This is a genomic window from Leptolyngbya sp. NK1-12 (genome assembly GCF_032598965.1).
Taxonomy (GTDB): Bacteria; Cyanobacteriota; Cyanobacteriia; order Elainellales; family Elainellaceae; genus Elainella.
On the sequence record NZ_CP053586.1, the window covers coordinates 5,957,082 to 5,981,670 of the forward strand.

Below are 24,589 nucleotides of genomic sequence, written 5' to 3' on the forward strand. Positions count from 1 at the left end.
ATGACTAAAAGAACCAATAATAAGCAGTGTAGATCTCACAGTATCAACGTGATTCAAGGCCAAATTACTGGTTTTGCCTAAACTCTCTAACTGCTTGAGGTCGGGACTCAATCGCTGCGCACTGAGCCAGTCGTTCAAGATTGATACCCTTAACGAATTGGCTTTTGTTTGCTTTTTGGTAGTTCGTTAGAACCAATTGATAGACACTGATCTCACCGTCTTCCCAAAACCAGACCTCTTGAACTCCTAACGCCTTGTATCGCTTAAGTTTGTCGGGTCCACCGCTGGGGATGACAACTTCTATTGCCAAGTCTGGAATTGATTTCCTTACACCAAAACAATAGGACTCATCTGCTTGAGCCGAAGCTACCGCTTCCTTTTCTTGAGAGAACGAACCCGTGGCAACAAACTCCATTCCCTGATTGAGCATGAAATCTTCGAGTAGATAACCAATATTGCCTTTCACAATTTCATGTTCTAGTGAAGTAGACAAAATCTCTAGCTCTCCCTCGTAGTAGAACAAGCGAACTCCAGGTGAGCCAGCGAAACCACTTTGAATCGCCTTAAAACTCTCCCAACTCACACCAGTTTGGATAAATCGCTGTTCAGCGGGTTTGCCTAGAAGCTGGGTCATCATGGTTGCCCTCTGCTGCAATCGTCTGCCTATGATCCACGATAGGATACACTCAATTTAACTGTCACACTATATCTGTCACACCATGCCTGTGAACGACCCCGTTCACCTGCCGCTAGCGGCTTTATTCCTTCTGCAATGCTGTCACTCTTGACAGGTGGATTGTTATCTTGGTTGACCATTCGCGGTTTCGTGAAGTTTCACTGGGTCATAACACGATGGATCGCAACTGTAACACTGATTGTCTTTGGGACATTTTGGCTTGAACCTTGGACAAATGCAGCAAAAACATTGGAAACGTAACCATAGGATCCTAAAGCGCCGCTGCTTAAACGTAGACAGATTAGACGTAGACAGATAAGATTCCAACCACTGCTATAACCAAGAATGCAAGCTACCCAACAGGAAAGGACTAGAAGCAATACAAATTTGAGTTCTAGGTCTTGAGTCTTCAGTTGATTTCCGCTCGATTTCAATTCAAAACTCAAAACTTAGAACTCAAAACTTTTTTAGCATCCACATCCCGTGTGGCCACAGCCATGCTGACCGTTCTGATGGCCGTCGGCACAGGCTTGGCTGCAATAGTATTTGCCTTCTTTTTCTACAGCCTGGTCCACGGAAACAACGCAAAGGCAAGGCTCACAGGCGCATTTCATTTGAGTAACGGTGGTCATTAGTTTTCTCCTAGGTCGCTTTCACATTATTAGAATAACATCTGAACAGATATTCAGATATTGTTGTAAGCAAATCTTTAGAATCCAGAGGGCTAGAAGCTGACGGCATTGTTGGCCTAATTATTTGGCCTAATTATTTGGCCTAATTATTTGGCCTAATTATTTGGCCAACAGTTCTACCTCTTCCCTCTTGCACTCTTCAAAAAATAGTTATAAAATAACGATTGTTCGATATAAATAAATTCTACCCCTGCTTGAGAAGTATGAAATGACACGCGCAAGCGTCATCATTGAAGGAGGTGAGAACCCGCCTAATCACATCGCATCATGCCCAAAATCGTTGACCACGAACAATACCGTAAAGACCTGATTGCCAAATCCTTTGATTTGTTTGCTGAAAAGGGGTACGCCATCACCATGCGGCAGATTGCCCAAGGCTTGGGGGTGTCTACGGGCACGCTGTATCACTATTTCCCCAGTAAGGAAGCGTTGTTTGAGCAGTTGGTGATTCAGCAGGCCAACCAGGACCTGTTGCAGGTTGCCGATGAACTCAAGCAAGCCAACACCTTGACCGAACGGATTGAAGCCGCGTTTCTCTACCTGGAGAAGAATCAGGACTACTTCTTTAAGCAAATGATGATCTGGATGGATTTCAGCCAGCACCAAAATCGCGAAGGCAAAGAATGTAGTGAAGTGCTGCGACAGGTAGAGGAAAACATCTATGCCGCCATTGTTGACCTGCTAGGAATTGACGATCCCGATCTGCTGCATTTCATTTGTGCCCTGGTCGATGGGCTGATTATTGGTCAAATCTACGGCACTCCAACTTCAATTTCTCGCCAGGGCAAGCTTTTAGCCAAGATGGTGACGGCTTATTTGAAAGAAGACAGGAGCCAGGAGTTAGAGAACAGTAACCATTGATTTTCTGACCCCGAATGACCAATGACTCAATGATTAATGACCAATAACCAATAACAGCCACAGCTTTCATTCTTGTTATCTCTGTGGCTTGTCACTCGAAACGACCTGCGTAAGTACGAGTCGAGGAATCACTGAGGAATCACCAATGATGAACAAACTCACCCAAACAGCCCAACCTATCCGGGAGCCTTAGCAGTTTTGCCGTAAAACCTGAGGAGAAACCCTGGCTGAGGCTGGGTTCTGATATTACTCTTCTCCCTAAATCGACGGTTATGAAATCACAATGGCAACGCTACCGGGAACTGGAATTGATCTCCGATCCGCTCCTGCAACTCCAGCAAGCCCCCTCCGGTTCTGCCCCTCGCTCTTGGCTACAAAACCTCTGGACTGCGATTGATCTGGCCCTGTTCCGCAACCTAGAGGCGCGCGTCTGGCAAAGTGCCGATCCCAAAACCGGCCAAGTTCGCTGGCATCTGTACAATCCTGAAACCGGCAAAACTCAGCATCTCAACTCGGATGCAGAAGTGCGCCACTGGCTAGAGCAGATATTTCATGGCTAATACTAGTTCTTAGTTTTGAGTTTTGAATTTTGAGTTTTGAGTTACGGACCCTGCACAATTTAGCCTGTTGAGCTTGGTGATCTGTAGCTCAATCAAAGGGAAAAGGTATCACTTCAACTTATAAAACGTTTTGCTTATGAGCCTGCAAAGTCTACCCAAACGCTCGTGGATAATTGGCCTCTCGATTGCCGCAACGATTCTGACAGGTGGCTTGTCGCTGATGACCTTCTCCCAGTTCAGTGCCCAAACACCGACAGAACCGGTTCCGACTGCACCCAGCCCTCGTAAAGTGGGAGCCTTGGGGCGGCTAGAGCCAGAAGCCAAGGTGATTGAACTCTCTGCCCCAATAGCTCTCGATGGCGATCGGGTGGCGCAGCTCCTGATCAACGAAGGCGACCGAGTCACCGCCGGACAGGTGATCGCGATTCTCGATTCTCGGGATCGGTTAGCGGATGCCCTACGGCAGGCCGAGCAGCAAGTGGCCGTGGCCCAAGCCAGATTGGCCCAAGTTCAGGCCGGAGCTAAAACCGGAGAAATCCAGGCTCAGCAAGCCACGATTGGCCGCCTCCAGGCTGAGTTGACTGGCACCCAAGCCACCCAAACCGCCGAAATTGCCCGCTGGCAAGCTGAAGTCCGCACGGCCCAAGCCGAATTCGACCGCTTTCGTCAGTTGTTTGAACAGGGCGCCATCGCTGCCTCTGACCTAGACAGCAAACGCTTAGCGCTCGAAACTGCCCAGGCCCAGCTCAATCAGGCCCAAGCTGAGCAAACCCGCACCCGCGAGTCGCTGCAAGCCGAGATTCGTCAAGCTCAGGCGACCCTGGACCAAATTGCCGAGGTGCGCCCGGTTGATGTGCAGGCGGCCCAAACCGAGGTGAAGGAAGCGATTGCGGCGGCAGCACGAGCCAAAACCGACCTAGAGCAAGCCTATATTCGTGCTCCAATCGATGCCCAGATTCTCAAAATCCAGGCGCGGGCGGGCGAAAAAATCGGAGATGCCGGGATTGTGGAACTGGCCCAAACCAATCAAATGGTGGCCGTGGCCGAAGTTTACCAGTCGGATATTGGCAAGGTGCAAATCGGTCAGCCGGCAGTGGTGACTGGTTCTAGCTTCGCAGGTGAGCTGCGGGGTACCGTCTCCCAGATTGGCCTGCAAGTGTCGCGGCAAAATGTATTCAGCAACGAACCGGGCGAGAATCTGGATCGGCGGGTGGTGGAAGTTAAGATTCGCCTCAACCCAACCGATAGCCAAAAAGTAGCGGGTTTGACGAATCTGCAAGTGCACACCGAAATTCTGGTTGGTCAACCCGAAATTGACCAGCCAGAACCCATCCCATCCCCGAAGGCCGATGCCGCACTCCAACTTCAGGTAGCCCAATCCCATTCCGCTTGTTCAACCTTAAAGATAACGAACGCTCGATTTAAGCTAAATCGAATCTGCTGATTTTTTCCATAACGAACGATTGATATCCAGAGGTTATGATGCTGCAACCGATCTATTTTCTGCTTTGCATTGTGGGCACAGTTCTGCCCTATTCGCAGGTTGGTTCGTTTCTGCTGCAAAACGGATTGAATCTACCGCTCTTCGTCGAACAACTTTTTGCCACGCCAATCTCTAGCGCCTTTGGTCTCGATGTGGTGATTTCTGCCATCGTGCTGCTGATTTTTATCGTTGCCGAAGGAACCCGCCTCGGTATGAAACGCTTGTGGATCTACATTGCCAGCACCTTCTTGATTGGTGTCTCGCTTGGTCTTCCCCTGTTTTTACTGATGCGCCAACGTCAACTAGAGGCCACTGCCAACCCGACTAAATTGAACCCCCTTTGAATCCATCCACAGCGCCTATGCGGTCAAGTCCCATGCGATCAATCTGTCCTCTGGTCTGGTTCCGCCTTTGTCGCCTCAAAATCTTTCCCTGGGTCAACTTAGCCATTGCCAGTTGGCACCTGATCCGCACCTGCGGCAGCCCCTCCGAAGCTACCCGCTTCGCCATCGCTCTCGCCAAACTCGATCACCTAGGACTCATTTCCCTGCTCAACGACTGCCTCTGGTAACGCCCCAACTCAAAACTACGCGCTATGCCTAACGGCAGGCTATCGCCAACTGCGCAGGCTACGCCACCAAAACTCGGTTCGGCTGGCTCACCGGAAGCCAAAACTCAAAACTCAAAACTCAAAACTGACCAAAATGTTGCGTAAAACTCCCGTCGCTTGGCTCCAGTTAATCAAAGAGAAGACCCGTCTGCTGGTTGCAATTGCCGGCATTGGGTTTGCCGATATGCTGATGTTCGTTCAGCTTGGCTTTCTCGATTCGCTCTACGATAGCGCCACGTTGCCCCACCGGGCACTGCAAGCCGATTTGGTGATCACCAACCCCCAGTTCAAAAGCCTGACTTCGGTGCAGAGTTTTTCCAGAGAGCGGCTGTATCAGGCTCAAAGTGATGACGATGTGGCCTCGGTCAGTTCGATTTACATTGGCATGGGAGATTGGAAAAATCCCGAAACCAGACTTAAGCGCTCGATTCTGGTTTGGGGCGTGGAACCAACCTTGCCCAGCTTTGACCTGCCAGGGTTAGCTGAGCACACGGATAGCTTAAAGCAATTGAATCAGGTGTTGTTCGATCAGGCGGGTCGTCCAGAGTATGGGCCGATTCCGGCTCTGTTGCAGCAAGGGCAGGTTGATGCCGAACTAAACCGCCAGACTGTGCAAGTAGCCGGACTGTTCACGATGGGGTCGTCGTTTGTAGCAGATGGCAACATCATTACCAGCGACTCTACATTCCTCAAGCTTTACCAGGATCGCCGTTCAGACCAGGTAGACATTGGCCTGATTCAACTCAAACCTGGCGTTGATCTTCAGCAGGTGCAAGCTCGCCTCGCTGCTGCTTTGCCGCCAGATGTGCGCGTCTTGACGGTGGAGGAATTCGCTGCCGTTGAAAAACACTATTGGGAGAGCCAGGGTACAATCGGGTTTATTTTTGGGATTGGTGTTGTGGTCGGTTTTATCGTCGGTACGGTGATTGTTTATCAGATTCTCTATACAGATGTTGCCAATCATTTACCCGAATACGCCACGCTGAAGGCAATGGGGTACGATAATCGCTATTTGCTAACTATGTTACTGCAAGAGGCGCTATTGTTAGCTGCTTTTGGTTATATTCCTGGTTTCGCGGTTGCTGTGGGGCTATATCACCTCACTCATGCTATGACGCTTTTACCGATTGGAATGACCATGAGCCGCGCCGTTACTGTTTTTATTCTTACATTAATTATGTGTAGCGTGTCCGGAGCCGTTGCATCTCAAAAACTACGCTCAGCCGATCCGGCAGATATTTTCTAACGAACTTGATTGGCTGCAATCATCAACTAACGTCACTCAATAGATAATAAGTCGTTATGCAATTTCATCCTGCTTCCGTTACCGAATCTATCGTTACCGTGTCGGCTCCTGCTATCGTTGCCCATAAACTCAATCATTATTTTGGCACGGGTTCACTGCGTAAACAGGCATTATTTGAGATCAACCTCACTATTGCTGCCGGTGAAATCGTGATCATGACTGGACCGTCCGGATCGGGTAAAACGACGCTGCTGACGCTCATGGGGGGCCTCCGCTCGGCTCAGGAAGGCAGTCTCAAGATCCTAGGGCAAGAAATCTGCGGTGCTACCAAACACCAGTTAACACAGCTCCGCAAGCAAATCGGCTATATTTTCCAGGCCCATAACCTGATGAGCTTCCTCACCGCTAAGCAAAATGTTCGCATGTCGCTGGAATTACACGACGAATACAGCAGCACTGACCTGGATGCCAAAGCAATCGCCATGCTCGAAGCTGTAGGGCTGGGCCATCGGGTGGATTACTATCCCGAAAACCTTTCCGGCGGCCAAAAACAGCGGGTCGCGATTGCCCGTGCCCTGATCAGTCATCCCAAAATTGTTTTAGCGGATGAACCTACCGCAGCTCTGGATAAACAGTCCGGTCGGGAGGTGGTAGAGCTAATGCAGAACCTGGCCAAGGAACAGGGCTGCACCATTCTGCTCGTCACCCACGACAACCGGATTCTCGACATCGCGGACCGAATTGTTTATATGGAAGATGGTCGCTTAGCAGAGGGTTGAGTTCGGTTGTGCCAAGCAGTTTTGCTGAACCTAGACCAGCGCTAAAATACAGCTATCGTTTAGAGGAACTGAATCTATGCCTTCCTCGTTGCCCCAGTTGCCTCATAATGTCCTTGCGCCTCTGCAATGGCAATCAGCTACGTGGGAGGATTATTTGGCGTACCGCGATCAACCGACCGATCAACGAATGCGGCTCTACTTCAACGGTCAAGCGCTTTTGGTGGATATGGGCAGCGAAGGAATTGATCATGCCAGCACCAGCGATTTGTTTTTGCTGTTGATCTACGTTTGGGTGAATCAACATCAGCCCAATTTAGCGGTCGGTTCCTTTGGTCGCTGTTTGTTAGAGAAAACGGGCTACCGAGCGGCTTCACCGGATTTGGTGCTGTATTTGGGCGAAGGCATGCCGCGACGCGAAACTGGAAACCTGCGATGCATTGATTTAGACATTTGGCCTGTGCCTGATCTGGTGGGCGAAATTGCCGACACCTCGCTGGCTAGTGATTTGGACGAAAAGAAAAAGCTCTACGCCGATTTGCAAATCCCAGAATATTGGGTAATTGACGTACAGGGAAAACGGGTGTTGGCGTTTTGGTTGCAGCCGGAAGGAGTGTATCGCCAGTTGATTCAGTCAGTAACCTTGCCTGGATTGTCAATTCACCTCTTGGAACAGGCACTAGAGCGTTTAGGTGAAGAGCCGAACTTTGCTGTTGCTAACTGGTTTGGGCAGCAGATTCAATAACTTTCTGAATGCAGAAGGTTAGAATCTGGAAGGTAAGATTGTCTTGATCCCCTGCTATGACTCGCTCATCCCAGAAATTTACAGAACAAGAATTACTAACAGAAATTTACAGCGCTTTCGAGCCATTTCAACCTCCTACGCCAGAAACCTATGTGGACTGCCAGGAAGTACGTGGCCGTTGGAATGTGATGCGAGAATTAGGGAATAAGATCACCCGCTCAAAAAAGCCAACCTGTCAGATCTACACCGGGCATCGAGGTGTGGGTAAATCTACAGAACTGCTGCGGCTGAAGCAAGCACTGGAACGACAAAAGTATTTTGTGGTGTACTTTGCAGCAGATGATGAAGACATCGAGCCAAACGATACCGAATATGCCGATATTTTGTTTGCTTGCACCCGGCATCTGGTTCAGGAAATCAAGTTAGAAAAAGAGAAAAATCCGCTGTTGCAATGGATGGAGAGCCGCTGGCAATCGCTGAAGGATTTGGCCTTAACGGAAGTTGCATTCGATGGCTTGAGTTTAGAAGGACAGATTTCTCAGTTTGCCAAAATTACCACTAACCTGCGAGCGGTGCCTGATAAACGGAGAGAAATGCGGCAGAAGATCAACACCTTTACCCCTTCGCTAGTGGCGGCTCTGAATGAATTTATTCAAGTGGCTCAGAAAACCTTGCCAGCCGACTGCCGTGGCATTGTGATTATGGCAGATAACTTGGATCGAATTGCGGAAACTCAATCAGAGGGAGAGCTGAGTAACTACGACGAAATCTATCTCAATCGCAGTGAGATTCTGCGTGGGTTAGATTGCCATGTGATTTACACGGTACCGATCTCGATGGTGTATTCAGAACGCGCTACCCGTCTAGAAGACAACTACGATAAACCAGATGTGTTACCCATGGTGATGCTGCGCAACCGGGATGGTAGCCCCAACCCAACGGGTTTGCAAAAGTTTCGCGAGCTGATCTACAAACGGATTGCCCAAATTGATCCCGACCTAGCCAATGGACTCGACAGCCAGGTGTTTGACAGTAGCGAAACCTTGGAGCAGTTGTGCCTGATGAGCGGCGGCCATATGCGCAATCTGATGCAGTTGATTCAGCGGGCCATTGACTGAATTGATCAGCTACCAATTACAGCAGAAGCGGTGCAAAATTCGATCGAAGAGGCTCGTGAGACCTACCGCAACACCGTACTCGATTCTCAGTGGGAGATTTTGGCTCATGTGTCAGAATCGAAGCAGGCGGGCAATAACGAACAGCATTTACGGCTATTGCTGAATCGCTGTTTGTTGAGATACCGCTACTATGATGACAAAGGCAAACTGCACTGTTGGGACGATATCCACCCCTTGATTGAAGAGATTGAGCAATTTCAGGCCGCTCTCACCCGCATTCGTCAGCCATGAGTATAGATGCCAGCTTAGACCCCAGCCTAGATACCAGCTTGGTGAAGTCGGTTAGCCATCGAACGCCAGATGCAGACGACCAGTATCGTGCTCTGCTGCGGTCGTTGCGACGGCGCAAGGGGTTTGGGTTGATTTTTATCCAGGCGGCTCCAGCCAAAGCCACCGAGCTAATTGCCCAGGTGCGGCAGGACTTACCCCAAAAGCACATTGAAGTATTACAACTAGAGCAACCGATCGACAAACTGCTGCCTTTAATCGAGCAATTACCGGACCGCGACAAAATCAATATTCTGTTTATTCAAGGCATTGAGCGTTCACTCACCGACTATATTCGACCTGGCTATGGCGGCCAAGGCGACTACTACACCCTCGACACCGTGCCGCCCATTCTCAGCCACCTCAACCAGCAGCGAGATAGCCTGCGCGATCGGTTTCCCCACCTTTGCTTTGTATTTGTGCTGCCGCGTTTTGCCCTCAAATTTTTCATCCACCGCGCCCCCGACTTTTTTGATTGGCGAGCTGGCATCTACGATTTTCCCTCCGATGGCGAGATCTTGATGCAATCGTCTGAGCAGGTTTTGGCAGCAGGTGACTACAACCAATATCTATCGCTGACCCACGCCGAACGCCTCGACCAAATCCACGCCATTCAAGCCCTACTGGATGAACCGTCCCTTCCAGTGAATAAAAGAGTCTCTCTTTGGCTTGAGCAAGGCTTGGTATGGGCTGCTGATCGTGCTCACGAGCTAGCATTGACTTGCTTTAACCAAGCGATCCACTATAAACCCGACTACCACGAAGCCTGGTACAACCGAGGGAAGGCACTGTCAGCCTTAAGACGCAAAGAAGAGGCGATCTCCAGCTATGACCATGCTATTGGGATTAAACCCGACTACCACGAAGCCTGGTACAACCGAGGCAATGCACTGTCAGCCTTGGGACGCAAAGAAGAGGCGATCTCCAGCTATGACCACGCTCTTGCGATTAAACCCGACTTGCACGCAGCTTGGAACAACCGAGGCAATGCGCTGTCAGCCTTGGGACGCAAAGAAGAGGCGATCTCTAGCTATGACCATGCTATTGGGATTAAACCGGACTACCACGAAGCCTGGAACAACCGAGGCAATGCGCTGTCAGCCTTGGGACGCAAAGAAGAGGCGATCTCTAGCTATGACCACGCTCTTGCGATTAAACCGGATAAATACAATGCTTGGGATAACCGAGGTGATGTCTTACAAGAGCTGGGCCGTTACGAAGACGCGCTTGCCAGTTATGATCGCGCCATTGCCCTCAAGCCCGACTATCACTTTCCTCACAAAGGTCGGGGCACGGTGTTGATGCAGTTAGGCCGCCATGACGAAGCTCTGACCAGTTTCGATCGCGCCATTGCCCTCAAGCCGGATTACGCAGCAGCCTATTACAACAAAGCTCGCTGTCTTGCCCTTCAAGGCAACATTGCCGCTACAGTCGAAACCCTGCAACAGGCGATTGCTCTCAAGCCTGACTATCGTGATCTGGCCCAAATGGAGGCCGACTTTGACCGGGTGCGGAGTGACGAACGGTTTCAGTCCCTGATCGAAGCGTAACGTGATTTTCCTTAAGAGGCTTGGCCAAAATTTCGTCTTTTATTGATCTCGTTGAGCAGTTCTGAGAAATTTTCTTGCTCAGCTTCTTCGATTGATGACACAGGTGGCAATGTTGCCAAGACAGGTTCAGTTGCCAGCTTATCCATCAACGCATAAAATGCTTGCCGATCGTCTCGATGTTCCAACAAATAGGCAAGCAGCGCTTTGCGATTCATAATTTGGAAATTAGGCTGGCTCATAGAAATCTCCGTTCGCCATTCGGACTAATCAAAACAATTGTTGCTTCACCCGCCAAAACAAAAATATCTCCACTGCGTTCATCTTGACGAATGATAAAAATCGGTAAATACAGCTTGGTTAAGAGACTGTTTATAAATGAATTTTAAGAGGCTAGAATCGACTTCCTATCTGATCCTCCCTAACCCTCCTTAAATAAGGAGGGAACTGAGTCAAATCTCTGAAGTCCCCCTTTTTAAGGGGGATTTAGGGGGATCTCAATCTTTGTTTACAAACAAGCTCTAAGTTATAGCAAACGATGAAGCTATTTAGTGCTTGAACTTGAGTAGGCAGTGCAGAAATAAATTTACTCCCAGCGAAATACAGCAGTCCCTAGTCTGCCCATTCTTGCTGTAAGCTTAAACCTCGATTACCCAGAACTCGCCCAAATGGAAGCCGACTTTGATCGGGTACGAAGTGACGAGCAGTTCCAGACAGGGATAGCAGAATAAACTGAGATTAATAGCACTAGAGGCAAGCAACATGACTGAAATTCGCCAGCGCATTGATCGATATCTCGACCAGCTATCGAATGAGCGCCTCAACCTTGTTGTTGATTTTTTAGCCTACTTAGCCGATCGAGAAAGCGAAGCCGCCACTCAAGAGTTATTGAACATTCCTGGCTTCATTGAATCGTTTGAGAAAGGTAAACAGCAAATCGCTGAGGGGAAAGTGAGAGACTGGAGAACGATTCGCACGGATGTATGAAATCGTTTTGTCGGCTGAAGCCGAAGCTGTCTTCGCAACTGCTGATCGAGTTCTTGCTAACAAAATTGCTCGATGTCTTGAACAGCTTGAACAAAACCCCAAACTTCACCCCAATATCAGAGGTTTGAAGGGGCGCTTAGCGGGTTGTTATCGTTATCGCATTGGAGATTTATAGAGTTGTTTACGAAATTAGCGAGGCGAATCAACAAGTTCGAGTTATAACCATTGCTCACCGAAAAGATGTCTATGAATAGGTTCAAGCCCAAGCAGGTTCTTTCTGCATCAACGCTTCCACTTCTTCCCGATCCAGCGGTTTAGCAAAGAAAAAGCCTTGACCGTATTCGGCACCCAGCGAACGCAACTGCCGCAACTGTTCTGCCAATTCCACACCTTCTGCAATCACGTTCATGCCCAGGTTATGCGCCAACGAAACAATCGCTCGGACAATTTCGGCGCTTTCACTGTCGGTACTCATGTGGCTGATAAACGACTGATCGATTTTGACGGTATCAATTGGGAAACGGTGCAGATAGCTGAGCGACGAATAGCCAGTACCAAAGTCATCGATCAGCAACTGGACTCCCATCGCCTTAAGCTGCTCTAGCATCACCTTGGCCGCCTCTGGATTCTCCATGATTGCGCTTTCGGTGATTTCTAGCTTCAGGTTGAGGTTCCAGGCGTTCTGGAGGTCGGGGTGGCGCAGCAATTGGCTGATCTGATCCAACAAACTGGGCTGGGAAAACTGCTTGGTTGATAAATTAACGCTGACCGAAAGCGGCATGTCAGGCGAAAATTGCCGCTGCCACTGACCTAACTGCCGACAGGCTTCGGTAAGAATCCACTGGCCTAGGGGCACAATCAGACCCGTATCTTCGGCTAGGGGAATAAACTCGGTAGGCGGAATCAATCCCCGCTCCGGATGTTGCCAGCGCACCAAGGCTTCAAAGCCGCTGATTTTGCCGGTTGCCAGCGCCACAATCGGCTGATACTGAATCCGAAATTCCTGCGGTTGCAGTGGACTGGCACTGGCCGCCACGGCTCGCCGCAAATCGGTTTCTAGTTGCAGCAACGCCACTGCCCGCTTGTGCATTGCCATATCGAATAGGGCATGACGCGAACGACCCAGCGTTTTTGCTCGGTACATGGCCGTATCGGCGTTGCGCAGCAGATCTTCCGGACGGTCACAGTCGGCTTCGTTCATGGCGATGCCAATGCTGGCCGAAGTAAACACTTCTTGGCCGCCGAGGTTGAAGGGCGCTTGCAGCGCTTGGTGAATCCGTTCGGCTAGGTGGCAGGCATCGTCGGCATCCCGGATGCCCTCTAGCAGCACCGTAAATTCATCGCCACCCAAGCGAGCAATGGTATCCACCGAGCGCAGACAGGCTTCCAAACGACGGGCAATCGCGATCAGCAACTGGTCGCCCACAATATGGCCCAAGCTATCGTTCAGCACCTTAAACCGATCCAGGTCCATGAACAGAACGGCAAACCGGTAGCCAGGAATCCGCCTACTGCGACCAATCGCCTGCTGCAACCGATCCATAAACAAAGCACGATTGGCTAGTCCAGTAAGGCTGTCGTGGAGGGCGTGGTGCAAGAGCTGCTGCTCGGCCCGTTTGCGTTCGGTGATGTCGGTTTGAGAACCGGCGATGCGATAGGCTTTCTGATTACTGTCGCATACGGCAAAGCCGCGACTCAGCATCCAGCGATAGGAACCATCTCGGTGGCGCATCCGGTGCTCGATTTCAAAATGCCGCGTTTGCCCTTGGAGGTGGGCGGTGATTTGCGCCTCTAGCCATTTGGTTTCGTCGGGGTGCACCCGCTTGAACCACTCTTCGGGCCGGTTGCCGATCTCCCAATCCTCGTAGCCCAGCATTGCTTTCCAGCGAGGCGAGAAGTAGATTTGATCAGTGCGTAGATTCCAGTCCCAGAGGCCATCATTGGCTCCGTGCACGGCAAGGGCATAGCGTTCTTGGCTTTCGCGCAGTGCTTCTTCAAACTGTTTGCGGTCGGTAATGTCAAGTCCGACAAAAACGGCGGCCTGATTTTGCGAATACTTTTGTGCCGCTAGCAAGTAGCTACGGGTTGCGCCATCCACCTGCGCTGCCACCTCAACCGTGCTGGACTCCACCGGACTGGCGAGAAACTGCTGCACAAACGCGGCAAAGCCGGGACTGGCTTCCATAAAGCCCAGCTTTTTGCCAATAAAGTCCTCTGGGCGCAGTTTGAAGGTTTCCGCTAGGTAGCGATTAATGCCTAGGTATTCCAGATCCGAACTAAACCAAGATACACAGCCCGGAACCGCATCCAGCACCGCCTGTAGCTGATCCTTTGCCGCCTGAAGCTCTTGACGCGCCCGCTTGCGATCGCTGACATCCCGACCAAAGACAGCAACGCCGGTGATCTGCTGGTTCTCGCGAATCGGGTTGAAGGAAATTTCCACATCTGCCGGTAACTCAGGCACATCAAAATGCAGCTCGATCGCAAATCGCTCTCCAGCCAAGGCGCGGTCGTAGCAATCTTTCCAGAGGGGTTGCTGTGCCACCGGCAAACAGGCTACCAAATCGAGGCCAGGGCACAAGTTGAGGCTATACGCTTTCGCAAATTGCTGTTGGCAGGCCGAGTTCCAGACAATTAATTCGTACTGGTGATTGACCGACCAAACCGCATCCAGCGTGTGCTCGATTAAAGCCGTTAAATTTGCCGCTTTGGGATCCATGGGAGTTGTCACGTTCAGGGTTGATTTTACTAGTGTGATTAACTCTGGAGTGGCAATTTGACGACTAGGCAACACTAATACTGGTAAGCTTCCTACCTGCTGCAAGAGTTCCGTCAGGGCCGATGTTTGCTGAGTGGGAAGGGAATCAAATGTAATCAGCAAGTCCCATTTTTGATTCGCTAGGGCTAGGGAAAGCGTTTCGAATGAATCAACCCATTGCCAGCCCAGAGGACAACCGTTTTCTACCAATCCCCGACTGATCTCTGCTGCCTCTTCAATTGAATTGACCCAAATTAATCCCTGCCGCAGCGATTGACTCACCGCATTCCCTCCTTGCACCCTGATGGCAGTAATGGCGTATCCGTAAATGAAGTAGCTGAAATAGCGAAAAATAGCTGAAGTAGATGGTGTAGATGGTTGATTGAACGTCCTCACCGCAGCAATGAGCAGTCACAATGGCTAATCACAACTGAGGAACTGAGAAACGCGCTAGGTTTAAGGAATGTATCTAAATGTTTCGATCAAACTGGGGCTAAGGCAAAAGGTAGAAATTACTGAGTAGGTCAGTATCTTCACGGAAACATTAACTTTCAGTTCCGTAAAATTACAGGTCGGGGTACCGATCCATTCTCTGGAGACAAATCTCTGGGGGAAAGAGTTAGGAGCAGAAAGCAAGAGAAAAATCAGGATTGCAGCCGGTCAAAACAGTGAGTCAGTCTTGGGGCCGCTGGACTTGAGGACTGCTAAGGCCGTCTAGAGCACTATCTAAGTAGCGGTTTGACTAGACTGGAATCTAACCGAATCTGGCTTAACCGAACCTAGTTAGACCGGGCTTACATTTGATTCGCATCTGACCAGATCATACGCAGCGAACTGGGCTTAATCCGGAAGATTTTGTATCTCGGCTTTGCATTCTCTTAACCTTGTGCCTCGATCATGGAATCGTTCAAGCTCTGCTGTTATGAGAAGCCGTTATTTTTCTTTACATTGTTTCAGCCGCTCTGGGTTTGGAGAAGATGATTAAATTTTTGTTACGGTTGAACTGGTAGACTCAGATTGCTCCTACTCCAATTCTGGCTGGCAGAGTTTCGGCTTTCATCTGGTTTTTCAAGTGATTCTGGTTCTTCAACTGATTGTTCTTCAACTGATTACTGACCGTTTCACTAATTCAGGTTCACACTTACTGGCGTTCAAGGTGACTTCATGCTGCGGCTAGAACATATTAGTAAAATTTACCCGACAGGTGAGGTGCTCAAGGATGTCAACTGGGAGGTAAAACCCGGCGACCGAATTGGCCTGGTGGGCGTGAATGGGGCTGGGAAGTCCACCCAACTCAAAATCATTACTGGCGAAGAAGAGCCTTCGTCGGGTGAGGTGATTCGGCCCAGTAGCTTAAATATTGCCTATCTGTCCCAGGAGTTTGATGTTGATCCCCAGCGCACCGTGCGGGATGAACTATGGCGGGCCTTTAAAGCGGCAAATGAAGTCCATGAAGGCTTAGCACAGGTGCAGCACCAAATGCAGTCGGCGGCTCCAGAGGAATTAGATGACCTGATCCATAAACTGGACCGGTTGCAACGTCAGTTTGAAGCACTGGATGGCTATGGTCTAGAAGCGCGGATCGAAAAGATTTTGCCTGAATTGGGCTTTAGTTTAGACGACGGGGATCGCTTGGTAGAGTCATTTAGCGGTGGCTGGCAGATGCGGATGGGCTTGGGCAAAATTCTGCTGCAATCGCCCGATCTACTGCTCCTGGACGAACCCACCAACCATCTGGATCTAGAAACCATCGAATGGCTGGAAACCTACCTGAAGGGACTCAGCACGCCGATGGTGATTGTTTCCCATGACCGAGAGTTTCTGGACCGGCTCTGCACCCAAATTGTGGAAACCGAGCGGGGCATTTCCACTACCTATCTGGGAAACTACAGCGCTTATCTGGAGCAAAAGGCCGAAAACCAAGCTGCTCAACTCAGCGCCTACGAGCGTCAACAAAAGGAGCTGGAAAAGCAGCAAGCCTTTGTCGATCGGTTTCGAGCCAGCGCGACTCGCAGCACCCAGGCGAAAAGCCGTGAAAAGCAGCTGGAAAAAATCGAACGCATTGATGCGCCAATTGGAAGCGTTAAAGCCCTCCGATTTCAGTTTCCGCCTGCTCCCCGCAGTGGTCGAGAGGTGGTTCAAATCAAGGAGCTGACCCATATCTACGACGATAATATTTTGTTTCTGGGTGCGAACCTGTTGATCGAGCGCGGGGATCGGATTGCCATTGTGGGGCCGAACGGAGCCGGTAAGTCTACCCTCCTGCGGCTGATCATGGGGATCGAAACACCGACTGAAGGCGTGGTTAAGTTAGGGGATCATAACGTAATCCCTGGCTATTTTGAACAGAATCAAGCCGAAGCTTTGGACTTAACAAAAACCGTTATGGCAACTATCCATGACGAAGTTCCTGATTGGAAGAACGAAGAAGTTCGCACGTTACTAGGACGATTTTTGTTCAGCGAAGATACCGTTTTCAAAACAGTTAGTACCCTCAGCGGTGGCGAAAAGGCTCGTTTAGCACTGGCCAAAATGCTGCTGCGCCCAGCCAATTTTCTGATTCTCGATGAGCCAACCAACCATTTAGATATTCCGGCGAAAGAGATGCTGGAAGAGGCTTTACAGAATTATGACGGCACCGCTATTGTGGTATCCCATGACCGCTATTTTATTTCCCAGGTTGCCAACAAGATTGTTGAAATTCGAGATGGAGAACTGCGGCTCTATCGCGGCGACTATCACTATTTCCTCGAAAAAGTTGAAGAGGAAAAAGAGCGGGTTAGGCTAGAAGCAATTGAGGCAGAAAAACGTGCCAAGGCTGCTGAGAAGAAATCCAAGCAACGAGAGAAGCAAAAGCAAAAACAGGACACTAGAAAGATAAAAGTTTCATCTTAGTAAAGCGATAGAAAAGATTAATCAGTTTTGGTATTAATACTTCGGTTTTGAAGTACTCAAATCGAAAGTTTGAATGATATTATTGCTGAGAAATTGCTGAATCGAAGGGCTACTCAACATATGGCACAGGTGCCAATTTCTCCGGTCGTACTGATCATCTTGGATGGATGGGGTTATCGAGAGGAAACCAACGGTAATGCCATTGCGGTTGCCAATACCCCCGTCATGGATAGCCTCTGGGCTGCTTATCCTAGAACTCTGATCCGAGCCTCCGCTAAAAGTGTGGGCTTACCAGAAGGGCAAATGGGCAACTCGGAGGTGGGCCACCTCAACCTCGGCGCAGGGCGAGTTGTGCCGCAAGAACTGGTGCGCATTACCGACGCCGTAGAAGATGGCACCCTACTGAGTAACTCGGCCCTGTTACAGATCTGCCAGGAAGTGCGACAACGGAATGGCAAGCTGCATCTCATCGGGCTGTGTTCAGAAGGCGGCGTTCACTCCCACCTGAGCCACTTAGCTGGCCTGCTAGAACTTGCCAAGGAACAGGACATTGGAGAGGTTTGCATCCATGCAATTACAGACGGACGGGATACTAAGCCAACCGACGGTCTGGCTGCTCTGGAGCAAATTCAGCGATATATCGATCAGTTTGGCGTAGGTCGGATTTCGACCCTCAGCGGACGCTACTATGCGATGGACCGCGACCGCCGCTGGGATCGAGTACAAAAGGCTTACGATGTACTTACCCAGGACGGCCCCGGGGATGGCCGCTCGGTATTAGAAGTGCTACAAGCTTCCTACGATGCGGGCGTAACCGATGAATTTGTGTTGCCAATCCGGATTGCTCCTGGTGCCGTTACTCCCGGCGATGGCGTGATTTTCTTCAATTTTCGACCGGATCGGGCACGTCAGTTAACTCAGGCATTTATTGATCCCAAATTTGACGGCTTTGAGCGAGAGTTCATTACTCCCCTCACCTTTCTTACCTTTACCCAGTACGATCCTAGTTTTCCGGTCCTGGTAGCCTTTGAGCCGCAAAACCTCAACAATATTTTGGGACAGGTGATCGCTCAGCATGGCCTCAAGCAATTTCGCACTGCAGAAACTGAAAAATATGCCCATGTCACCTACTTTTTCAACGGTGGCATCGAAGAGCCGTTTGAAGGCGAAGATCGGCAGCTAGTCCCCAGCCCAATGGTGGCCACTTACGATCGTGCTCCTGCTATGTCTGCCGTACAGGTGACGGATGGAGCGATTGTGGCAGTGGAAAAGGGCGTCTATTCGCTGGTTGTGATCAACTACGCCAATCCAGATATGGTGGGGCACACCGGCAATCTAGACGCCACAGTGCAGGCTGTTGAAACCGTCGATACCTGTGTCGGTCGGTTGCTCGAAAGCATCGGTAAAGCGGGCGGCACGGCGATCATTATTGCTGACCACGGTAATGCTGAGCTGATGTGGGATGAGCAGGGCAATCCTTGGACCGCCCACACCACGAATCCGGTGCCGTTTATTTTGGTAGAAGGCGAAAAGCGGAAAATTCCTGGTTACGGTACAGATGTGGAATTGCGGTCCGATGGCTGCTTAGCCGATGTGGCACCGACGATTCTGCAAATTTTGGGCCTACCCCAACCCACCGAAATGACAGGCCGCTCAATGATTTTGCCCAGCGAATATGAGGTCCGTGCTAACCGTACACCGGTCCGGGTTTCACTCTAGAGCAGAACTAGCGTACAAAGAGAAGGGATAGGATAAGATCGGTAGGACTCAGTTTGTTGTAACTGTTTGTTGTAACTGTTGCGAGCGCTTGCGGCTTGCAGCAGGCAACCTGAGCCGAACTGCATGCTTTGGATTGGGATTTCTGATTATGACAGTGACTGGCATTGTGACGATTCTCTGGGCGATTGCCGGAGTTGGGCTGATTGTGCTTGTATTGCTTCACAGCCCAAAGGGAGACGGTTTGGGTGGCTTGGGCGGTCAGGCGCAGCTTTTCACTAGCACCAAGAGCGCTGAAACAACGCTTAATCGCGTCACTTGGACTCTAACAGCCATCTTCATGGGGTTAACGGTCGTTTTGAGTGCAGGATGGCTCAACGCACCGCCCCCTCCTCCGGCTAGCTAAACCATGCTTCGACCGCTATGTAGGTTGCTGGAACGGCAGCCTATTTTTTGCTTATCTATTCGTCTGTCTTGCACTTCTGCTCTGAAATTCGCGTTGGGCTGGCTATGTGCCCTCTGGTTGGCGCTGATCCTAGGCTGGAGTGCACCTGGAAAATCTGCTCCAGCCAACCTATCAACCAATTTCGTATCTACTAGTTTCTCTACTGCTAATTTCTCTGCAGAGCCAGCGACCCAGCTTCCTCCACCGGCCGTTCATCCCTTGCCCCCTTTCCTAGCGCAATGGCAGGATTCAGAGCAGCAAGGGGACTATTTTGATGCCATAGAACCGACGACGGCTGGCTATCTGGTTTGGTCTACTTTTCCAGTTCGAGTCTATATTCAACCGCCTGATGCTGCCGATACCACTGGCCGCACCCAAGCGTGGTCCGAGGCAGTTCAGCAAGCGCTTCAGGAATGGGCCGTCTATTTGCCGTTAACCATAACGCCTGATTCCGCAACGGCTGATATCTCAATCTGGCGTGCTGCGCCACCACTGCAACCGTTAGCGCCCCAGACCGAACCGAACCAACCGCTGATTGACCGTTTGCCTAGGGTGCGTGCCGCAGAAACCCGCTACGAAATTTTTGTCAGCGCTCCTCAGTCTATCCTGTCCCATCGCTATACGATTCACCTCAGCCCGAATCAAACCTCGTCCTATATCCTGGCTACCGCTCGTCATGAACTCGGCCATGCGCTAGGAATTTGGGGCCACAGTCCGCTGCCAACTGACGCTCTCTACTTTTCCCAAGTGCGCCACTCACCGGCCATTTCCCACCGCGACATCAACACTCTCAAGCGTATCTATGAACAACCCACTCGCTTGGGATGGAAACTACGCTAGCCAGCACGCTACTTAGCAAATCAAATGAGCAAATCAAATGAGCAAATCAAACTAGGGCCAAACTAGGTAACGACCAATTCCTGATCCTCGGTAGGATGGAAGCTATCGGCCACATATCTTCCATGAACGGTTTAAGCCTATGCCTTCTCCCCTATCCTCGCCCCAACTGCGGCTCAACCTGTCAGAGGGTTCCGTATCCTTCAGTTTCAGCCCTGATGCAGCCACCAACCTGAAGCAGGCAATTGACACATTAATGAATCGGCTGAAGGTAAACGCAACGCAGACAGGCGGTAAACCCCAACCCCAGGAACCGATGGAGTATCGGTACACCGGAGAGGTATTTTTAGAGATTTTTTGTAATCCCAATATCTGGTCGAGTCCCTTTGCAGCCAAGGTGCTGATTACGCTGAGAGATGAACGCATTCGCCTCAATACCGAGGCAGAACTCACCCGACTGATCGAGGACGTGAATCAGTTTTTGGAACAATATGGCTAAGGGAATATCAAGCTGCGGTAAGCTGACAAACTTGGTCTCAATCTGCTTAGATAAGCACTGAGTTTGCTGCCATTACCATTTACCATCAAAGAATTACTATCAGAGAAAAGCTGGCAAGCCAGCTCTCGCCCTAACTCACAAACTTGCAGTTAATATAAAGAACTTAAACCGAGCACTCAAAACTCATACTACTGCCCATTCATTCTGTTGAGCGCCATGAATTCTGATACCTTAACTCAGCTAATCCAAAAGGGATTTCGGGTCACGCTTGGGGCCACAGCAACTCTGGTTGAAGCCTTGCAAGATCCTCAACGTCGAGAAGCCAACTTGGACAAGTTGACAACCGAGCTTAGCCAGTTGGCGGAAGAATGGGAGACGAAAGGCATTTCCACCGAACAGGAAGCCCGCAACTTTGTGGATACCCTCTGGAGAAGAGAGACCAACCCGTCCGCGGGTCAGACGGCTCCCCCGTCGCCCATACCGTCCTTGCCTAGAGAGTCAGTCTCTCCGGATGTGCAGCAAGACTTACAGGAACTAACGGCCCAAATTGCGGCAATTCGTGCTGAAATTGAGCGGCTGCGCGACCAAGATAATTCCTGAAGCCGCCGTTCATTTTATTCAATTCAATCTATTTGGGGTTAGATTCCCCGCCGCTTGGGGCATTCGTATTCGATCATGTGAACCGTAATACCTCACCGCAAGCGGCGGGGTGACTTTATTTAAAAGACAAGAAAAATCAGGTGTTTCTCTAGTGCCCCTAGGATTTTGAAAAACACCTGGCTATCTACTCGTAGATGCTGATTTATGTGGCAAAAGCGCCGCAGCTCAAACTTAGATCACAATCTATGGATCTCTAAATTTGAGCAAATTATGCAGAGCATTGTGCTAACTGAGGGTGTTTACAATTGCCGATTGAGTTCGTCTATTAAGCAAAATAGATTTGTTTGATTAAAACGATCAATCATTCAATCATTTTCCCAGTCTTCCCGGCCCAACAAATCGCCAATTCGATCGCGCAGCAGAAAATCGTGATCTTCTAGAACACACTCGATCCCGGCCCACTCACGAGCGGGAATATATTGACAGAGGACATAAATCGGCTGGTGACGGCTAACAACCCCCTTTTGTACCAATTGCCGTGCTTCATCTTGCAGTAGGTTCATTGAATACTGAACAGATTGAATCATGATTCACCCTCTGGAAACTGGATTATGGTTCGTTTATGCCCAAATAGGCGGAGAAAGTAGAGAAGAGCATGACAGCTCGAATCCAAATTCGGCGAAGTAGCACAAAGTTAAACTGAGAAATCGTCTTTGTAATCAGGTATACTGAATGATTTCTATTTTCACGCTAACGCTCTACTGATCATATTAATAAAGATTACGAAGGTCAGCAAATCTTGACGAAATATTGGGGCTGTGCTGCAGAGATGCCGAAGCTGCAATACTGAGCCAAGAGTGGTTAGAACATCGCCAGAAGACGAACAAAAACAGGGTAGTACCGTTAGGAACACATTGGGATCGTACTCAAACTTCTACCTAAGCTAGATGCACGATGAGATCCACCTAAGCTAGGAAATGCAGCCAAAACCTGGCATTCCATGTCGCAATATCGTAAATAAACAAACAAAGCAGTGGGCGGCAGCTGATCCATCCTTTACCTCTGAGTCATCTCATCCTGGATTGAATATAAGCCAGCCCTAAAGCACCTACACTTGAGCTTATCCTCCCTAATTAGCCTAAAATGCAGAGGTTTCGGCATATTAGCCTCAAAATCATTTTTATGCTTTCTCAAGCTTTCTTAGGCTTTTCTTAGTCTTCTATTAATATTGATTGCAAAACCTGCGGGTTTAGTTAAATGGCAACCGCTGCCTGACGTTTTTGGCCGATCTCGATTGCCACTTGAATTGCTGCTTTGAAGCTGTCCGCTTGAGCAATCCCCTGTCCGGCAATATCAAATGCGGTACCGTGGTCAGGCGAAGTGCGAATAAACGGCAAGCCAATCGTGGTATTCACAGCCCGGTCGAACGCCATTAGCTTGACGGGAATCAAGCCTTGGTCATGATAGAGCGCTAGATAAGCATCCTCACCGAGATTGGCGTCTGCTGAGCTGCTGCTGCTATGCCCGTACCAGGCTTGGGCTGGGCGAACCCACAGAGTATCGGGAGGAACCGGACCTCGCAGGTGAACCTGGGGAAATTGAGCCGCCATCTCCTCTAACCAGGGAATCAGCCAGGTTTGCTCCTCCTGCCCGAGTTGGCCTTGTTCTCCGCTATGGGGATTGAGGCCGGCAATTGCAATCCGGGGATGCCTCAAGCCAAAGTCTTGCTGCAATGCTTGAATCAATAGCTCTAGCTTCTGCGTCATCAAAGCAGGGGTTAGGGTGTCGGGCACCTGCCGCAGGGGAATGTGGGTCGTGGCGAGGAGGGCGCGTAGCGTCCAATCAGTATGGGGAGAATGGGCCACAAACAGCATGCCAAATCGCTCTCTGCCAGCTCGTTCAGCCAACAGCTCAGTTTGCCCCGGATACAGATGACCGGCAGCCTTCCAGGCCGATTTAGCGATTGGAGCAGTGACAATCCCAGCAAAATTTCCTCGCAAGGTTTGGGCAATTGCCGTTTCCAGGAAGCAAAAGCTGGCGGCTCCACTGGCTGCATTCCCTACGCCCAACCGAATTTGCTCCCGGACCGAGAGGGGCAGCTCCACGTCCAGAATTGACAAGCTATCTGGATGGGCAAGTTGAACCAATGTGCTTTGTGGCGGTTGAGCAGACAGTTGAATTTGCAGCTGTAAATCCCGGTATGCTTGCCAGAGCAGATCCCGATTGCCAACAATCGTAATCTCACAGCAATCTGGAATGGTTGGGTCAGCAAGGGTCTTCAAAACCACTTCAGGGCCAATTCCGGCTGGGTCACCGAGCGCAATCGCCAGTCGAGGTTTGCACTGGGTTTGGGAAGTAGAAGGGGAATGGGGAGAGATCGCCATGAAATCCAAATGATGGGCCGCAATTTGATTCAGATTGGCCGCCAAACTGCTTTAAGATCTTCTAAAGATTGTAAATTTTGCTGTCTACATCTAGTTTTTGAGGAGAGTAAAGGCAATGGGTGGCGAGATTTTTAACACGGCCCTTCTATCGGCTATCCCGATCCTGATTGGGTTGGCCTTGGGCTTTCTAATGCTGCGGCTTCAGGGTGGAGAAGAGTAAGCGCTAATCTTCTGGCTCATCGAGGTGCTCGGCCACCTCGCGGTAGAGCGTCAACACATGGCTGTCCTTCAAGTAGTAGAAGACATTGCGTCCTTGCTTGCGATAAGTGACTAGCCGCATGGCCCGCAGAGTTCGGAGTTGATGGGAAACGGCTGATTCCGTCATTTTGACAACGGCAGCTAAATCGCAAACACACAACTCCTGCTCTGCCAGCGCCGACAGAATTCGTAGACGATTGGCATCTCCCAACAGGCTAAAAAACTCCGCCATGCGTTGAGCTTTCTCGGTGCTGAGAATTTCTCGGTGCAATTGGCGAACATGTTGCAAATTCACTGGGTGTTGCACTTCGCAGTTGGGAGCGGTTGGGATCGAAGCAGAGTCCATAGGAAAAGTCCATTACAAGTCCATCACAGTAGAAGTGTTGTCGCATTGCAAGGGCAGCCGTAAGTTGCAAACACCTCAGGGTAACAGCAAACGCAACCTTCTAGAGATTCGCTAAACTCGAACAATGGTTCAGCTAGATTACCCTTAGCGTAACAGTTTTAGCAGGGGTAAAGTTTGGATTGCCTCTGGTTTGAAATTTTTGACAAAGCTGGGCACTGAATCC

The 24,589-nt window shown here is 50.1% G+C and carries 28 protein-coding genes; 20 read left to right on the forward strand and 8 right to left on the reverse strand.

Annotated elements, in window-relative coordinates; translation table 11 throughout:
* Window positions 1-64: 64 nt before the first annotated feature.
* A complete protein-coding gene (locus tag HJG54_RS25500; protein ID WP_316432040.1) occupies window positions 65-637 on the reverse strand; it encodes a Uma2 family endonuclease in 573 nt (190 codons plus the stop codon).
* Window positions 638-1,143: 506 nt separating this feature from the next.
* Window positions 1,144-1,308 (reverse strand): metallothionein, encoded by a 165-nt coding sequence (locus HJG54_RS25505; protein ID WP_072009717.1) that lies wholly within the window; start codon window positions 1,306-1,308, stop codon window positions 1,144-1,146.
* Between the two features lie 327 nt (window positions 1,309-1,635).
* On the opposite strand from HJG54_RS25505, the gene HJG54_RS25510 reads away from it, so the two are divergent.
* From HJG54_RS25510 to HJG54_RS25560, 11 genes are all read left to right on the forward strand, one after another.
* Window positions 1,636-2,229, forward strand: a complete 594-nt coding sequence (locus HJG54_RS25510; RefSeq protein WP_316432041.1) for a TetR/AcrR family transcriptional regulator — start codon at window positions 1,636-1,638, stop codon at window positions 2,227-2,229.
* A 272-nt stretch (window positions 2,230-2,501) separates the two neighbouring features.
* Window positions 2,502-2,789 (forward strand): hypothetical protein, encoded by a 288-nt coding sequence (locus HJG54_RS25515; RefSeq protein ID WP_316432042.1) that lies wholly within the window; start codon window positions 2,502-2,504, stop codon window positions 2,787-2,789.
* A 136-nt stretch (window positions 2,790-2,925) separates the two neighbouring features.
* A complete protein-coding gene (locus HJG54_RS25520) occupies window positions 2,926-4,233 on the forward strand; it encodes an ABC exporter membrane fusion protein (RefSeq protein WP_316432043.1) in 1,308 nt (435 codons plus the stop codon).
* A gap of 35 nt (window positions 4,234-4,268) precedes the next feature.
* The gene (locus HJG54_RS25525; protein ID WP_316432044.1) at window positions 4,269-4,616 is read left to right on the forward strand and encodes a DUF2834 domain-containing protein; all 348 of its coding nucleotides are present in this window, start codon (window positions 4,269-4,271) and stop codon (window positions 4,614-4,616) included.
* A gap of 32 nt (window positions 4,617-4,648) precedes the next feature.
* Window positions 4,649-4,843, forward strand: coding sequence for a hypothetical protein (locus HJG54_RS25530; RefSeq protein ID WP_316432045.1), 195 nt, complete (start codon window positions 4,649-4,651; stop codon window positions 4,841-4,843).
* Between the two features lie 133 nt (window positions 4,844-4,976).
* A complete protein-coding gene (gene devC, locus HJG54_RS25535) occupies window positions 4,977-6,128 on the forward strand; it encodes an ABC transporter permease DevC (protein ID WP_316432046.1) in 1,152 nt (383 codons plus the stop codon).
* A 56-nt stretch (window positions 6,129-6,184) separates the two neighbouring features.
* On the forward strand, window positions 6,185-6,907 hold the full coding sequence (locus HJG54_RS25540) for a DevA family ABC transporter ATP-binding protein (protein ID WP_316432047.1): 723 nt from the start codon (window positions 6,185-6,187) through the stop codon (window positions 6,905-6,907).
* Between the two features lie 76 nt (window positions 6,908-6,983).
* Window positions 6,984-7,649 (forward strand): Uma2 family endonuclease, encoded by a 666-nt coding sequence (locus tag HJG54_RS25545; RefSeq protein ID WP_316432048.1) that lies wholly within the window; start codon window positions 6,984-6,986, stop codon window positions 7,647-7,649.
* A gap of 56 nt (window positions 7,650-7,705) precedes the next feature.
* On the forward strand, window positions 7,706-8,767 hold the full coding sequence (locus HJG54_RS25550; protein ID WP_316432049.1) for an ATP-binding protein: 1,062 nt from the start codon (window positions 7,706-7,708) through the stop codon (window positions 8,765-8,767).
* Between the two features lie 30 nt (window positions 8,768-8,797).
* Window positions 8,798-9,058 carry a hypothetical protein gene (locus tag HJG54_RS25555; protein WP_316432050.1) on the forward strand — a complete coding sequence of 87 codons (261 nt, stop codon included), beginning with the start codon at window positions 8,798-8,800 and terminating at the stop codon, window positions 9,056-9,058.
* Window positions 9,055-10,644: a tetratricopeptide repeat protein gene (locus HJG54_RS25560; protein ID WP_316432052.1), complete on the forward strand. Its 1,590-nt coding sequence runs from the start codon at window positions 9,055-9,057 to the stop codon at window positions 10,642-10,644. The genes HJG54_RS25555 and HJG54_RS25560 overlap by 4 nt, the downstream gene beginning before the upstream one ends.
* 11 nt (window positions 10,645-10,655) lie before the next feature.
* Here HJG54_RS25560 and HJG54_RS25565 read toward each other — a convergent pair whose 3' ends face one another.
* The gene (locus HJG54_RS25565; RefSeq protein ID WP_316432053.1) at window positions 10,656-10,883 is read right to left on the reverse strand and encodes a DUF6887 family protein; all 228 of its coding nucleotides are present in this window, start codon (window positions 10,881-10,883) and stop codon (window positions 10,656-10,658) included.
* Complete coding sequence (locus HJG54_RS35580) at window positions 10,880-11,017, reverse strand: DUF6888 family protein (RefSeq protein ID WP_420717401.1); 138 nt, start codon at window positions 11,015-11,017, stop codon at window positions 10,880-10,882. The genes HJG54_RS25565 and HJG54_RS35580 overlap by 4 nt, the downstream gene beginning before the upstream one ends.
* A 386-nt stretch (window positions 11,018-11,403) precedes the next feature.
* Here HJG54_RS35580 and HJG54_RS25570 point away from each other — a divergent pair, with 386 nt between their 5' ends.
* Together HJG54_RS25570 and HJG54_RS25575 are read left to right on the forward strand one after the other, a co-directional pair.
* On the forward strand, window positions 11,404-11,628 hold the full coding sequence (locus HJG54_RS25570; RefSeq protein WP_316432054.1) for a hypothetical protein: 225 nt from the start codon (window positions 11,404-11,406) through the stop codon (window positions 11,626-11,628).
* Window positions 11,621-11,803 (forward strand): hypothetical protein, encoded by a 183-nt coding sequence (locus HJG54_RS25575; protein WP_316432055.1) that lies wholly within the window; start codon window positions 11,621-11,623, stop codon window positions 11,801-11,803. Before HJG54_RS25570 ends, HJG54_RS25575 begins: the two co-directional genes overlap by 8 nt.
* An 81-nt stretch (window positions 11,804-11,884) precedes the next feature.
* Here HJG54_RS25575 and HJG54_RS25580 read toward each other — a convergent pair whose 3' ends face one another.
* Window positions 11,885-14,782 carry an EAL domain-containing protein gene (locus HJG54_RS25580; protein ID WP_316432056.1) on the reverse strand — a complete coding sequence of 966 codons (2,898 nt, stop codon included), beginning with the start codon at window positions 14,780-14,782 and terminating at the stop codon, window positions 11,885-11,887.
* A gap of 768 nt (window positions 14,783-15,550) precedes the next feature.
* Here HJG54_RS25580 and HJG54_RS25585 point away from each other — a divergent pair.
* The 6 genes from HJG54_RS25585 (at window position 15,551) to HJG54_RS25610 (ending at window position 21,378) form a co-directional block, all read left to right on the forward strand.
* On the forward strand, window positions 15,551-17,281 hold the full coding sequence (locus tag HJG54_RS25585; RefSeq protein WP_316432057.1) for an ABC-F family ATP-binding cassette domain-containing protein: 1,731 nt from the start codon (window positions 15,551-15,553) through the stop codon (window positions 17,279-17,281).
* 120 nt (window positions 17,282-17,401) lie between these two features.
* Window positions 17,402-19,000, forward strand: a complete 1,599-nt coding sequence (gpmI, locus tag HJG54_RS25590) for a 2,3-bisphosphoglycerate-independent phosphoglycerate mutase (protein WP_316432058.1) — start codon at window positions 17,402-17,404, stop codon at window positions 18,998-19,000.
* A 148-nt stretch (window positions 19,001-19,148) separates the two neighbouring features.
* Entirely contained in the window at window positions 19,149-19,403 is a 255-nt protein-coding gene (gene secG / locus HJG54_RS25595) for a preprotein translocase subunit SecG (RefSeq protein WP_035999146.1), read from the forward strand.
* Window positions 19,404-19,406: 3 nt separating this feature from the next.
* Window positions 19,407-20,282: a hypothetical protein gene (locus tag HJG54_RS25600; RefSeq protein ID WP_316432059.1), complete on the forward strand. Its 876-nt coding sequence runs from the start codon at window positions 19,407-19,409 to the stop codon at window positions 20,280-20,282.
* Window positions 20,283-20,421: 139 nt separating this feature from the next.
* Window positions 20,422-20,778, forward strand: coding sequence for a hypothetical protein (locus tag HJG54_RS25605; protein ID WP_316432060.1), 357 nt, complete (start codon window positions 20,422-20,424; stop codon window positions 20,776-20,778).
* Window positions 20,779-20,994: 216 nt separating this feature from the next.
* A complete protein-coding gene (locus HJG54_RS25610; protein WP_316432061.1) occupies window positions 20,995-21,378 on the forward strand; it encodes a hypothetical protein in 384 nt (127 codons plus the stop codon).
* 365 nt (window positions 21,379-21,743) lie between these two features.
* Here HJG54_RS25610 and HJG54_RS25615 read toward each other — a convergent pair whose 3' ends face one another.
* Together HJG54_RS25615 and pdxA are read right to left on the reverse strand one after the other, a co-directional pair.
* Window positions 21,744-21,965, reverse strand: a complete 222-nt coding sequence (locus HJG54_RS25615) for a DUF4327 family protein (RefSeq protein ID WP_035999156.1) — start codon at window positions 21,963-21,965, stop codon at window positions 21,744-21,746.
* A gap of 666 nt (window positions 21,966-22,631) precedes the next feature.
* Window positions 22,632-23,807, reverse strand: a complete 1,176-nt coding sequence (pdxA, locus tag HJG54_RS25620) for a 4-hydroxythreonine-4-phosphate dehydrogenase PdxA (protein ID WP_316432062.1) — start codon at window positions 23,805-23,807, stop codon at window positions 22,632-22,634.
* Window positions 23,808-23,877: 70 nt separating this feature from the next.
* Here pdxA and HJG54_RS25625 point away from each other — a divergent pair, with 70 nt between their 5' ends.
* Entirely contained in the window at window positions 23,878-23,982 is a 105-nt protein-coding gene (locus HJG54_RS25625) for a PetM family cytochrome b6-f complex subunit 7 (protein ID WP_316432063.1), read from the forward strand.
* Window positions 23,983-23,985: 3 nt separating this feature from the next.
* On the opposite strand, the gene HJG54_RS25630 is transcribed toward HJG54_RS25625, so the two are convergent.
* The gene (locus tag HJG54_RS25630; RefSeq protein WP_035999160.1) at window positions 23,986-24,366 is read right to left on the reverse strand and encodes an ArsR/SmtB family transcription factor; all 381 of its coding nucleotides are present in this window, start codon (window positions 24,364-24,366) and stop codon (window positions 23,986-23,988) included.
* Window positions 24,367-24,589: the final 223 nt, after the last annotated feature.

Excerpts from the sequence above, each read along its gene's own strand:
- HJG54_RS25600 (WP_316432059.1), top strand. The coding sequence starts at position 19,407 with ATGCTTCGACCGCTATGTAGGTTGCTGGAACGGCAGCCTATTTTTTGC.
- HJG54_RS25515 (WP_316432042.1), top strand. The coding sequence starts at position 2,502 with ATGAAATCACAATGGCAACGCTACCGGGAACTGGAATTGATCTCCGAT.
- gpmI (WP_316432058.1), top strand. The coding sequence starts at position 17,402 with ATGGCACAGGTGCCAATTTCTCCGGTCGTACTGATCATCTTGGATGGA.
- HJG54_RS25545 (WP_316432048.1), top strand. The coding sequence starts at position 6,984 with ATGCCTTCCTCGTTGCCCCAGTTGCCTCATAATGTCCTTGCGCCTCTG.
- HJG54_RS25585 (WP_316432057.1), top strand. The coding sequence starts at position 15,551 with ATGCTGCGGCTAGAACATATTAGTAAAATTTACCCGACAGGTGAGGTG.
- HJG54_RS25560 (WP_316432052.1), top strand. The coding sequence starts at position 9,055 with ATGAGTATAGATGCCAGCTTAGACCCCAGCCTAGATACCAGCTTGGTG.
- HJG54_RS25615 (WP_035999156.1), bottom strand. The coding sequence starts at position 21,965 with ATGATTCAATCTGTTCAGTATTCAATGAACCTACTGCAAGATGAAGCA.
- HJG54_RS25500 (WP_316432040.1), bottom strand. The coding sequence starts at position 637 with ATGATGACCCAGCTTCTAGGCAAACCCGCTGAACAGCGATTTATCCAA.
- HJG54_RS25570 (WP_316432054.1), top strand. The coding sequence starts at position 11,404 with ATGACTGAAATTCGCCAGCGCATTGATCGATATCTCGACCAGCTATCG.
- HJG54_RS25525 (WP_316432044.1), top strand. The coding sequence starts at position 4,269 with ATGATGCTGCAACCGATCTATTTTCTGCTTTGCATTGTGGGCACAGTT.
- secG (WP_035999146.1), top strand. The coding sequence starts at position 19,149 with ATGACAGTGACTGGCATTGTGACGATTCTCTGGGCGATTGCCGGAGTT.
- devC (WP_316432046.1), top strand. The coding sequence starts at position 4,977 with ATGTTGCGTAAAACTCCCGTCGCTTGGCTCCAGTTAATCAAAGAGAAG.
- HJG54_RS25565 (WP_316432053.1), bottom strand. The coding sequence starts at position 10,883 with ATGAGCCAGCCTAATTTCCAAATTATGAATCGCAAAGCGCTGCTTGCC.
- HJG54_RS25540 (WP_316432047.1), top strand. The coding sequence starts at position 6,185 with ATGCAATTTCATCCTGCTTCCGTTACCGAATCTATCGTTACCGTGTCG.
- HJG54_RS25625 (WP_316432063.1), top strand. The coding sequence starts at position 23,878 with ATGGGTGGCGAGATTTTTAACACGGCCCTTCTATCGGCTATCCCGATC.
- HJG54_RS25510 (WP_316432041.1), top strand. The coding sequence starts at position 1,636 with ATGCCCAAAATCGTTGACCACGAACAATACCGTAAAGACCTGATTGCC.
- HJG54_RS25575 (WP_316432055.1), top strand. The coding sequence starts at position 11,621 with ATGTATGAAATCGTTTTGTCGGCTGAAGCCGAAGCTGTCTTCGCAACT.
- HJG54_RS25630 (WP_035999160.1), bottom strand. The coding sequence starts at position 24,366 with ATGGACTCTGCTTCGATCCCAACCGCTCCCAACTGCGAAGTGCAACAC.
- HJG54_RS25520 (WP_316432043.1), top strand. The coding sequence starts at position 2,926 with ATGAGCCTGCAAAGTCTACCCAAACGCTCGTGGATAATTGGCCTCTCG.
- HJG54_RS25605 (WP_316432060.1), top strand. The coding sequence starts at position 20,422 with ATGCCTTCTCCCCTATCCTCGCCCCAACTGCGGCTCAACCTGTCAGAG.
- HJG54_RS25530 (WP_316432045.1), top strand. The coding sequence starts at position 4,649 with ATGCGATCAATCTGTCCTCTGGTCTGGTTCCGCCTTTGTCGCCTCAAA.
- HJG54_RS25550 (WP_316432049.1), top strand. The coding sequence starts at position 7,706 with ATGACTCGCTCATCCCAGAAATTTACAGAACAAGAATTACTAACAGAA.
- HJG54_RS25505 (WP_072009717.1), bottom strand. The coding sequence starts at position 1,308 with ATGACCACCGTTACTCAAATGAAATGCGCCTGTGAGCCTTGCCTTTGC.
- HJG54_RS25610 (WP_316432061.1), top strand. The coding sequence starts at position 20,995 with ATGAATTCTGATACCTTAACTCAGCTAATCCAAAAGGGATTTCGGGTC.